The sequence below is a fragment of the Streptomyces sp. CA-278952 genome, from assembly GCF_028747205.1.
Taxonomy (GTDB): Bacteria; Actinomycetota; Actinomycetes; order Streptomycetales; family Streptomycetaceae; genus Streptomyces.
The window spans coordinates 632,863-644,047 of sequence record NZ_CP112880.1 but is presented as its reverse complement, the minus strand read 5'-3'; the positions used below and the strand labels follow the sequence as shown (position 1 = coordinate 644,047).

8 protein-coding genes are annotated in these 11,185 nt (G+C 73.0%); 2 read left to right on the top strand and 6 right to left on the bottom strand.

The features are described from left to right. Positions 1-33: 33 nt before the first annotated feature. On the top strand, positions 34-1,224 hold the full coding sequence (locus N7925_RS02770; protein ID WP_265597889.1) for a cytochrome P450: 1,191 nt from the start codon (positions 34-36) through the stop codon (positions 1,222-1,224). A gap of 118 nt (positions 1,225-1,342) precedes the next feature. Here the strand turns inward: N7925_RS02770 and N7925_RS02765 are convergent, their stop codons facing one another. From N7925_RS02765 to N7925_RS02740, 6 genes are all read right to left on the bottom strand, one after another. Next, positions 1,343-2,380, bottom strand: a complete 1,038-nt coding sequence (locus tag N7925_RS02765) for a hypothetical protein (RefSeq protein WP_265597888.1) — start codon at positions 2,378-2,380, stop codon at positions 1,343-1,345. Positions 2,381-2,409: 29 nt separating this feature from the next. Beyond that, positions 2,410-3,690: a TRAP transporter large permease subunit gene (locus N7925_RS02760; protein WP_265597887.1), complete on the bottom strand. Its 1,281-nt coding sequence runs from the start codon at positions 3,688-3,690 to the stop codon at positions 2,410-2,412. Positions 3,691-3,694: 4 nt separating this feature from the next. After that, a complete protein-coding gene (locus N7925_RS02755) occupies positions 3,695-4,327 on the bottom strand; it encodes a hypothetical protein (RefSeq protein WP_265597886.1) in 633 nt (210 codons plus the stop codon). Then, the gene (locus N7925_RS02750; protein ID WP_274342900.1) at positions 4,324-6,453 is read right to left on the bottom strand and encodes a hydantoinase/oxoprolinase family protein; all 2,130 of its coding nucleotides are present in this window, start codon (positions 6,451-6,453) and stop codon (positions 4,324-4,326) included. Before N7925_RS02750 ends, N7925_RS02755 begins: the two co-directional genes overlap by 4 nt. A 222-nt stretch (positions 6,454-6,675) precedes the next feature. After that, entirely contained in the window at positions 6,676-8,289 is a 1,614-nt protein-coding gene (locus tag N7925_RS02745; RefSeq protein WP_274342899.1) for an FAD-dependent oxidoreductase, read from the bottom strand. 86 nt (positions 8,290-8,375) lie between these two features. Beyond that, the gene (locus tag N7925_RS02740; protein WP_274342898.1) at positions 8,376-9,476 is read right to left on the bottom strand and encodes a LacI family DNA-binding transcriptional regulator; all 1,101 of its coding nucleotides are present in this window, start codon (positions 9,474-9,476) and stop codon (positions 8,376-8,378) included. Positions 9,477-9,902: 426 nt separating this feature from the next. Between N7925_RS02740 and N7925_RS02735 the strand changes: the two genes are divergently transcribed. Then, the gene (locus N7925_RS02735) at positions 9,903-11,180 is read left to right on the top strand and encodes a pyroglutamyl peptidase (RefSeq protein ID WP_274342897.1); all 1,278 of its coding nucleotides are present in this window, start codon (positions 9,903-9,905) and stop codon (positions 11,178-11,180) included. The last annotated feature ends 5 nt before the right edge of the window (positions 11,181-11,185 follow it).

Here is an 11,185-nt window from a genome sequence, read left to right as displayed (position 1 = left end):
CGCTCGATCCAACGGTGCTGTCCAGGAGGCACGTTGACCACCACCGACCCCACGCACCCGGCCCCGGAGCCGATGCACCGCCTGTTCTTCGATGAACCCGGGCCGCCCCGCCCCGCCGAGCTGCCGGGCGGCAGCCCCGCCTGGCTGGTCAGCCGGTACGAAGACGTCCGCCAGGTGCTCTCCGATCCGCGGTTCGGCCGGGCGCAGCTGTACGCCCCCGATGCGCCCGCCCTCTCCGGCGTACCCGACCTCGTGAACGACCCCGACCTGATGTTCAACCAGGACGGCCCCGACCATCTGCGGCTGCGCCGCACCCTGCGGCGCGCGTTCACCCCGAGGGCCGTCGCCCGCTGGCGGCCCTGGATCGCCGCGATAGTGGAGGAGCTCCTCGACCGGCTGGAGACCCGGCCCCGACCGGCCGACATCGTCGCCGAGTTCGCCCTCCCGCTGCCGGCGGCGGTGATCAGCCGCCTCATGGGGCTCGACGAGTCCGCATGGGTCCGGATGCGCCACTGGAGCGAGCACGCCTTCTCCGACGGCACCCACGAGAGCGCACAAGTGGCAGCGGTTCTCGAGGAGTTCAGCGCGTTCGGCGCGCACCTCCTCGCGGAGCGGCGCCGGACCCCGGGCGAGGACCTGATCAGCGGTCTGGTCGCGGCGGCCGACGAGGAAGGGGGCGTTCCCGAGGCCCAGTTGGTCACCCTGGTGTGCGGGCTGGTCGTCGGCGGCCACGACAGCACGATGACCATGCTCGCCAACGCCCTGCTCTACCTGCTGGGTGAACGCCGTGAGGCCTGGCCCCGCCTCGGCGCCGACGAGGAGGCCGCGGGGCGCCTCGTGGACCGCCTCGTCCATCTCGTCCCGCTGGGCGACGACCGGGGCAGCACCCGCCACGCCGCCGAGGACGTCGAGATCGGAGGAGTGACGATCCCGGCGGGCGCGGTCGTGCTCGCCGACTGCGGCATGGCCAACCGAGACCCGGAGGTCTTCCCGCCCGCCACCCGCCACGACCTGTTCGCCCCGCTGGAGGCCCCCACGCTCTCCTTCGGCGCCGGCCCCCACTACTGCCTCGGCGCCTGGCTGGCCCGCACGGAGCTCCAGCTCGCCCTGCACCGTCTGGCCGCCCGCTTCCCGGAGCTGCGCCTGGCCGCCCCCGTCGACGCGGTCGAGTGGCGGACCGGGACGACGTCCCGCAGCCCGCAGCGGCTCGGCGTCAGTTGGTAGGGCCGCCGAGGGCCCGTCGCAGCACCGCGATCCCCCGCGAGCGGCCCGGGCGACGCCGCCCAGCCGTACAGGTTGGCGGCGCGGGTGCGCCGGTTCGTCCGGCGCACCCCCGCCCCCGTCAGCCGCGTGCGACGGCTATCGAGCCCCCGAGCCGGTCGCCCGCCTCGTAGACCAGGTACGGTACGCCGCGGTCCGTGCCGAAGCTCGGTGAGGCGCTGCGGCCGTTCTCCGGGGCCGCGCTGCCCGAGTCGTAGAAGACGCCGAGGTGGTCGCGGCGGGAGAAGTCGTTGCCGACCTCGGTGATCAGGATGTTCCCCCCGTTCTCCTTGCCGGTGTGGTAGACGACGAACGTGCTGCCGCCCCGGGTCAGCAGATGCGGACCGCTGAGGTTGTTCACGCCGACGTCCGAGTGGCGGATCAGCGGCTGCTGGGCGAAGGTCCAGTCGCGGCCGTCCTTCGACCAGCCCCAGGCGATGTCGCGGTGGTTGGACTGATTGTTGATCATGAAGAGCATCACGTACCGCGCACCGCGCGCGGGCAGGTCGTGCCGGAACACCCGGGCGTAGGACGTCTCGCTGGTGCCCGCCGGAAGCATGTCCTTGGTGAGCACGGTCCTGTCGTACGTGAAGGTGACGCCGTCCTTGGACCGGGCGAGCCGGGTCGTGTGGTTCTCGCCGTGGAAGTAGAGCCACAGTTCCCTGACGTCCTCGTTCCACAGGACGTGCGGTGAGGAGACATGGCTGACCCGGTAGTGCGGCTGCCAGTCGTTGGAGACCAGCGGGTTCGCCGGGTACTCCGTGAACGGGCCCTCCAGCGAGTCGCCGTAGGCCAGGCAGATGCCACCGGGCGCGTCGTGCGGGGCGTAGTAGAGGTAGTAGCGGCCCAGCGGGTTCGCCAGCTTGTCGTACACGCCCCGGATGCACGGGAAGATGATCTCGCCCGTCGGGTTGTACTTCAGCTGGGAAGGTGTCAGCAGCGGCCCCAGGTGGCGGTAGTCCGGGAATCCGCCGGGGGCCGCGGCGGCGGGGGCGGCCCCCGCGCCGGTGGCAATCAGTCCGGCGGTCGCCGCCGTGCCGGCCAGCGCGCCCCGCAGGAAGATGCGGCGGCTCGGGTGGGTCGCGGGGGCCGCGACCGGAGTGTCCTCGTGCTGTGTCATGGTGTTCTCCGTCCCGAAGAGGTGAGCGTTCACAGATAACTGGCGGCGGTGACGCAGAAGCCGCCGAGCGCCACGGCCCAGACGTACGGCAGGGTCCGCAGCATCACCTGCTGCGGCGTCACCCCCGCGTACTGCGCGCTCCACACGGTCTGCGTGCTGGTGGGGTCCGACACCCCGAACACCTGGTTGTACGAGGTCGCCAGGCCCAGCACCGCGACGGCCGGGTAGATGCCGGCGGCGATGAGGACGCCCGCTATGCCCGCGCCGAGACCGAAGACGTTCAGCGGCCCCCGGTACAGGCAGAGCGGCACGAGCAGCGTGAAGACCAGGACGAACAGCACCGGGTTCTGCGGGCTGACGGCTTTGACCAGCGGCTCCAGCGACTCCACCGCACCGGGCAGCTTCACCGCGGCGAGCAGGATGCCGATGGCGATGAACAGGACGATCGGAGCGGCCGCGACCTCGAACGAGCCGTACAGCGTCCGCAGCAGCCGCTTGTTCATCTCGCGCGGCCGGGTGGTCGTGACGAGCGCGAACAGGATGCCCGCCAGCATCGACGGCAGGATCGCCACCTCAAGGCCGAGGGCGAGGACCAGCGGCACGACCGGGGTGAGGAGCGCGTACCACGGGGCGTCGCCCAACTGCTTGCGACGAGAAACCGGTTGGGGAGACGCGGACTTGAGCGACCAGGCGTGCTCGACACCGCGCCTGCGCGTCTCGATGAGGACGAAGAGGACGGCGGCGGCCAGCGCGAACGGGAACAGCTTGAACATGAAGCCGCGCACGGTCTCGACGGGTAGCTCCAGCGCGGTGGAGAAGAACTGCCAGAGGGGCAGCTCGAACGGCATGCCGGCGGCGATGCCCATCAGGATCGTCCCGGCCGCCGTGACCTTGGGGATGCCGACGGCGATCATGGCGGGGATGCCGATGATCCCGGCGAGCATCGCCGCGGGGGCCGAGCCGGTGACCGTGCCGACCAGGGTGGAGACGCCGAGGACGCCGAGGGCGACCACCACCGGCCGGTCCCCGCCGAACTCGACGATCTTGCGCACCAGGGTGCCCGCGATGCCGGTCTCGTCCAGCAGCCTGCCCAGCCAGGAGCCCAGCAGGATCGCGATCATCGTGGCGCCGAGAGCCGGCGCGCCTTCCTGGACGACCGTGTCCAGCACACTGTTCTCGCCGGTCAGCGGGGCGCCCGCGACGAAGGCGATGACGACGGCCAGGATGACGAGCGCGAAGGCCGTGGGCAGCCTGCGGGTGAGCATCGCGGCGACACCGGCCGCCATGACAAGAAGGATGACGACGCCCATGGCGTTACTTCTCTCTTCCGTGCGGGGATCCGGCTGCGGACCCGTGCCGAGGTTCGGCCGCGGTGGCCAGGGCGGCCGTCAGCAGGAGCGGACTGCGGCCCAGGCCGCAGACCGTGCGGGCGTGGGCATGGGCGGCGATCTCGTCGGCGCCCGCGACATGGCCGTACAGGGTGTGCCGGCCGGCGCGCAGCACGACGTGGCCCAGGGCGTGCTTGAGCGCCTTCTTCGCCGGACCGTGGTGGAGCCGCTCGTGCACCGCCTCGTGCGCGATCGCCGCCGCCCGGACCGACCCGGCCGGATACCGGTCCCGCCAGCCGAGCAGGTCGATCAGCTCGTCGGCGAGCGCCAGGGTGTCGGTGAACAGCTCGACGGTGGGCACCGGCCGGGACGTGTAGCGGGCCAGGAGCCCCTTCGCGAGGCCACCGTCGCTCTCCACGATCCGGGCCGTCGCCGCGACCGGCGGCAGCGCCGCGCCGAACGCATCGGCGGTACGGGCCCAGTGGCGCAGCAGCTCCGGGTCGCGCCCCTCGTGCGTGGGCGTGTTCGCGAGCAGCCGGGCGCCGAACTCGGTGTCGTCGTCGGCCTCCAGCGCCGAAATGGCTGTGCGTGCGGCCCGGTCGAGCAGGGCGGTCGTCATGAGCGCACCTCCACGACCGCGACGACCGGTTCGTCGGCGGCGCGGGCGCGCAGTTCGCTGCGGGCCAGCGCCAGCAGCGGATCCGGGTCGATCACCCCGGACAGGTCCGCGATCCGGGACCCGAGCAGCAGCCGCAGCGCCGGGGCACGGACGCCGCCGTCACCGTACGACGTGGCCTCCTTCACCAGCCCGGCGAGGACCTCGGGCGCCTGCCCCACGGTGGTCGTCTCCACCCGGGCGTCCGGCGCGTGCAGCCGTACGACGCCGTCCGCGTCCACGACCCGCACCGGGTGCCGGGCCGCCCGGAAACGCCGGTGCACCTCGGTGCCGTACACGGTGTGGGCCGGTGTGCCCGCGAGCACCCGCACCGAGGCCGGATCGGTCCGCAGGCTCGTCGCGGCGGCGCGCAGCCGGTCCGCCTCGTCGGCCCGGTGGGCACGGTCCTGGGTGCGCAGTTCGGTGGCGCCGGTCGCCACGGCCCGTACGGTGCTGGTCTGCGGGTCGACCGTGACCTCCACCTCCACCCCGTCGGGGGCGGCCCCCTGGGCCACGACGGCGGCCTCCGCCTCGGCGCGCACGGCGAGGATCTGCTCCTGGCCGGCGCCCGGAATGATCCGCTCGACCTGCTCCCGGATGAGGGCCAGGGCCACGCCGATCGGGCTGATCACCTCGTTGTGCTGGGCGATCCTGCCCTCCTGGCCGGTCACGGCCGCCAGATGCGGGGTCACGGAGGCCGCGCCGCCGCCCCCGCCGACGAGCAGCGCGGTGTCCTTGTCCAGCCGGTAGTCGCGCGTCATCTCCTCGACCACGGACTTCACCTGCTCAATGCCCGCGTCCAGGAGCTTCGTCGCGGCCGAGGCGACATCGGTGCCGAGCGCGGCGGCCAGCGGGGCGATCGCGGCCCTCGCCACCGCCGGGTCGCACCGGGCGAAGTCCCCCTCAGGCACCCGGCCCAGCGCGTTCGCCGCACAGGTCATGGTGATCGCGAACCGGCCCCCGGCGGCGTCGAGCACCGCGTAGTCGGCGGGGTCGTCCGCCAGCGGACGGATCGTGATGACCTTCGCGTCGCGGAGGTCGTCCTCGGTCGCGAAACAGGCGTAGGGCAGCCCCGCGATGTGCGCGCTGCGCGGACCGACGCCGACGACCCTGCCGCCGTCGACGCGGACCATCGATCCGCCGCCGACCCCGACGGTCCGCACGTCCAGCGCCGAGAGGTACGACGTCCGGCCGAGCATGGTGGCGTGCCGGACGGCGACCTTGCCCCGCCGCACGACGCTGATGTCCGTGGACGTGCCGCCGGTCTCCAGGAACAGGCCCTCGCTGACGCGCTCCTGCATCAGCGCCCCGGCGACCCCCGCCGCCGGTCCGGACAGCACCGTCAGCAAGGGTCTGCGCCGCATCTCGTCCAGCGACATCACCCCGCCGTCGCAGCGCATCACCATCAGCGGCGCGCTCACGCCCGCCTTGGTGATGGAGGCGTCGACCAGATCGGCGGTGGCGAGCATGCGCGGCAGGATCGCGGCGTTCACCACGGCGGTCCGGGTCCGCTTGTGGAGCCCGTACAGCGACGTGATGTCGTGCGCGGCGGTCGTCGGCAGCCCCCGCTCCTCGGCGGCGGCCACGACCGCGTCCTCCCCCTCGGGGCGGTCGACGCTGAACGGCTGGCTGGCGACGACGACTTCGGCGCCCTCCCGCACGACCGCGTCGAGTGCGGCGCGCACGGCGGGCGCGTCGTCCGGGTCGGCCACATGCCCGTAGACGAGCGGCAGCCGCTTGCCGGGTGTCAGTTCCAGCTTGCGGAACGCGGCCAGCCGACGGGTCAGCGTGGCGCTCGGGCCCGCGCCGATGCCGATCAGACCGACGGTGGCGACGTCGCCCTCCAGCAGGGCGTTGGTAGCCTGTGTGGTGCCGTGGGCGAGGAACGTCACGTCCTCGGGCGTGTGGCCGGTCTGCTCCAGCAGGCGGTCGAGAGCTTCGACGATGCCGTGGGCGACGCCGTCCTCGTGATGGTGGCTGGTGGGAACCTTCACCTGCCCCAGCAGGCTCAGGGTCGTGGCGTCTACGGCCACGGCGTCGGTGAAGGTTCCGCCCACGTCGATGCCGACGCGGATGCGGTGGGTGTTCATGGCTGGGCACCTCCTTGTGCGGGTGGCAGGGCGAGGGCGGCGGGTCCGGACGTCGCGAGACGGCCGGGGCCCGGGGCCGGGCGGGCACAGGTGGAGCTGCGCCCGCCCGGCGCTCCGCGCTCACTCCGGGGGCCGTGCGGTGAAGCGGGTGTGTGTGTCGCGTACCGCGATGAAGCGGATGACGCGTCGTCCGCGCCGTCCGTCGTGCGCGGACGGGGCCGGTCAGTAGCCGCGTACGTCCGGCCAGTGGCGCTGCACGCCGTCGCGCTCCAGCAGCGCGGCGAACGCCTCGAACCGCTTGTCCTCGGCCTGGACCCGGTGCGGCTCGACGCCCTCGGCGACACAGTGCGCGGCCAGCGCGCCGGCGACCTCGCCGATGTTCCATTCCACCGGGTGGAGCCGGTAGCAGCCGTTGGTGATGTGCGTCGTGCCGATGTTCTTGCCCGCGGGAAGCAGATTGCGGACGCGGCGCGGGATGAGCGCGCCGAGCGGGATCTCGAACGGCACCGAACCGATGTCGACGTAGTTGTCGCCGCCCGTCGAGGGGTGCAGGTCGATGCGGTAGTTGCCGACGCCCACCGAGTCCCGGTAGCGGGTGCCGCCGTAGGGACCGACGATGTCGATCGAGACGTCGTGCTCGGTGACCGTGGTGACGGCCTTGATCCGCCGCGACTCCCGTACGTAAGGGGCCTTGGCCAGACCGTCCGCCGTGCCGGTGACGTCCGGGCGCAGCCGCAGGCCCGGGAAGCCCGTGCCGCCGTCCGCCCGGGGGGCCTCGGTCTGGAGCCAGTACAGGACGGAGAGGGACAGCTGGCGGGCCTCGGCGAGCGCGGCGGCCGACGTCTCCTCGCCCCCGCCGATCAGCGGCTTCAACCAGTAGTCGTTCAAAGGCCAGTTGACCAGGGTGATGTCGGAGTCGAACGCACCGGGCCGGTGCAGCTTGCGGGCCAGGATCCGGCGGAAGCCGAACAGCTCCTTGTCACCGGCGTCGGCCGACTGGTCGGCGTTGACGTCCAGCGGATCCAGCTCCGGGTTGGGCACGAAGGTCCGCGGGACGGCCTCCAGGCTGCGCGGGTCGGGGGCGAGGAAGCCGAGCAGCGGCCCCGGCCAGAAGTCCGGCCGGTAGGAGCGCCAGAAGTCGTAGTCGGCGGGGCGCTCGATGGTGTGGTCCTCGCCCTCGTGGTGCGAGAGCGCGAAGCAGACCGTGATGCCCTGCTGGTTGAGGGGCTGCGCCTCCTCCGGAGCGTGCGGTTCGTCGAACTCGCTCCGCGCCTCGGCGCCGATCACATGCTCCACCCCGGCGACTTCGAGCAGTTCACCGGTCTCGGTGGCGTCGATGACGTAACGCGCGCTGATGGTCGTGCGGTTGCCACCACGCAGGTCGACCAGTGTGACGGACCGTACGGTGTCGTCGTCGCCGGCCTCGGCGGCCACCGGCCGATGCTCGGTGAGGAGCGTCAGCCGCCCCGAGGAGCGGTGCGGGGCGAGCATGGCCTCCATCACGGTCAGGGCGACGCGCGGCTCGTGGCACAGCTTGCTGACGCGCCCGGCGCCCGGATTGAGGTTCCGCAGGGCCAGGGCCTCGGAACGCATCGGGTACCACTGGCGGTAGTAGTCCCGGATGGAGTCGCGCAGGGTGCGGTACGAGGCGGTGGTGCCGAACTCCTCGACCCACGGGTGCTCGTCCGGCGGGACCGCCTGCGAGGTGAGCTGGCCGCCGATCCAGTCCGTCTCCTCGGTGAGGACCACGGTGCGCCCCGCCCGGCAGGCGGCGAGAGCGGCGGCCACGCCGCCGAGTCCGGCGCCCACGATGAGGATGTCGGGTTCGGATGTCACGGTTCTCCTTGAAGTGCTGTGTGAACGTGTTGCGTTGGAGCTGGTGCGACCGCCTCCGGGGGTCGGGTCGGAGAGATACGGGAGCGTCAGAGACGTACAGGGGCCGGGCCGGCCGTCGAGCCGGGCCGGAAGGCGCAGGCCACCAGGGGTTCCGCGGCCTCCTCCCCGGCCACCAGCGCGGCGAGCATCCGCACGGCGGCCGCGCCGAGTTGGGGCCGGGGGACGTCGAAGCCGGTGGGCACGGGCCCGTCCGCGAGATCCGGCGGGGGGCTGCCGAGCAGAGCGAGCGTGACGTCGCGGGGGCAGTCGATGCCGACGAAGTGCGCGGCGCCGTGCAGGGCGCGCCAGGCGTCACCGGTGTCGGTCTCCTCCGCGACGAACGCGGTCACGCCGTCGTCGAGCCAGCCGCGCAGCCGCTCGGCGGTCAGATCACGTTCGGGGTCGGCGGAGCGGAAGACGGCGGCGGGACCGCCGGGCAGCCCCGCCTCCTCCAGGCCCTTGAGGAAGCCGTGCTCACGGTCGGTGGAGGCGGGCGCCTCGTCGTCCTCCCGGACGAGCACGATGCGCCGGTGGCCGAGCGAGGCGAGGTGCGCGACGACCTCCTGGCTCGCGCTGACGTAGTCGGCGCCGACCCAGGCCAGCCCCTCCAGCTCGTCCCGGCGGCCCAGGTGGACCACGGGGAAGCCGTCGGTGACCAGCCGGAGCAGTTCGTCGGCAGGGGCGTGGCGTCCCAGGAACAGACAGCCGTCGGCGAGCCGCACCCGGTTGAGGGCGTTCGGCCCGGCGGCCCCCGCGCCGCCCGTGCTGGAGCCGGTGAAGAGCACCAGGTCGTAGCCCCGGGCCGCCGCTTCCTGCTCGACGCCGACCAGGAAGGGGTAGTACGAGTGCTGTACGTCGGTGGGAAACGTGGACGTGAAGCTGAAGACCCCGAGCAGATTGTTCCGGGCGGCGGCGAGACGGCTGGCGGCCGGATCCGGCACGTAGCCCAGCGCCCGGACCGCGTCGAGGACCTTCTGCCGGGTCTCCTCGGAGATCGTCGCGCCCTGCTTCCGGGCCCCCAGCACCAGCGAGACGGTGGCCTGCGAAACCCCGGCGAGCCGGGCGACCTCGGCCTGGCGCGGACGGGACGTACGGCCCGCGGGGGCGGGCGCCCGGCCCGGCCTGGACCGCTTCCTGGGTTCTTCCACGGTGTTCCTCCGGATCGCTAATGCGTATTACTAATGCGCATTAGTGAGTACTGTGAACCTCCGTTCCCCACGGGTCAAGGGATTGCGCAAGACTTCTTTCGGCCTTGTGGGCACAGGCCTGTGCGTGCGGGGCCCGGCGAGGTCCAGGTGGACGGCGGCCGCCATTCCGACCGGGGAGATGTCCGCCCGGGAGCGAGGGGACGGCGCGCGGAGGATGCCGAAACGGGCCCCGCGCACCGTCGGGACCCCGCCGACGAGTGGGAAGTGGCGGGGCGGGCGGCGCCCGCAGAGCACCGCCCGCTAGGGGGTGGGCGCGTTCTGCGTACTCCGTCCCCTTCTCCACGGGCTTGCACGGTTCTTGCCCCATGGCTTCGTCTCCGGCGGTGCCGCGATACTGCGACGAGCCGTAGACCCGAAGGGACCCACGTGACGCACTCATTCTCCGCGACCACCCGGCTCGGCCTCGGCGGTGTGGCGCTTCTGCTCGTCCTCGCGGGCTCCACCCTGCCCGCCACCGCCTCCCCGGCGGTCGCCGCCCCCACCCCCGACGCGACCACCGTCGAGGAGCAGCGCCTCGATCGGACCGCGCCGCAGGAGATCCTGCGGCGCAGCGGATTCGACTCCTCCGCCCCGCGCTTCGAGCGCGCCCTGCGGGACTCCGGCGGCTACGCGCAGGCCGAGCGGACGGTCACCCGCCACGGCTCGGCGCTGTGGCGGCGGGCCGTGGACCGTGCCCAGGGCCGAGGACCCGCCACGGGCGACTTGAGCCGGGGCGATGACCGCCCGCTGTACTGGGCCCGACTCACGCTCAGCCGTGAACTCCGTTCGTGGGAACCCCGGTTCGGGCTGAGCGACGCGCAGCGCAGGGCCTTGCACACCGCCCTGGAGACCTCCTCGCGCGGCCAGGACGACCTCCGCTTCCCGGGCCACCGGGCGAAGCGGGTCCTCGTCACCGGCTTCGACCCGTTCACGCTGGACAGGGACGTCCGGATCGGCAATCCCTCGGGCGCGAGCGCGCTCGCCCTGGACGGCACCCTGATACGGACCGCGGAGGGGCCGGCCCGGATCGAGACGGTCATCTTCCCGGTGCGCTGGGCTGACTTCGCGGAGGGAGCGGTCGAGCGGGCCCTGGCTCGGCAGCTGCCCCGCCTGGACCTGTTCACCACCGTCAGCCAGGGCCGCCAGGGCCGCTTCGACGTGGAGCGCACCAACGGCGCCTGGCGCGGCGGCTTCCCCGACAACGAGAACGCTGCGAGCACCGGGACCGTCCCGGTCGACGACCCCGGCTCGCAGCCGCAGTGGACGACGACCACGCTCCCGTACCGGCAGCTCACGGCAGCGGACACGGGCCGCTTCCCGGTGTACGACAACACCGAGGTCACCGAGATCCCGGCGGGCGGCACCCAACCGGTGACCAGGCCGGACGGACCCACGTCCGGCTCCGCGTCGCGGGCCGGCGGCGGCGGCGACTACCTCTCCAACGAGATCGCCTACCGGGCCACCCTGCTGCGCGACCGGCTGGGGTTGCCCGACCTGCCGGGCGGTCATCTCCACACTCCGGTGCTGCGGTTCGGCGCGGAGAACACGGACCCGCAGACAGGCAAGGTCACCGACCCGGACTTCGAGCGTAACCGGGCGGACATCGTCAGCCAGGTGGGGGAGTTGGTGAAGACGGCGTTGGGGACCCCGGCTGCGCGCCCGTAGTTGTC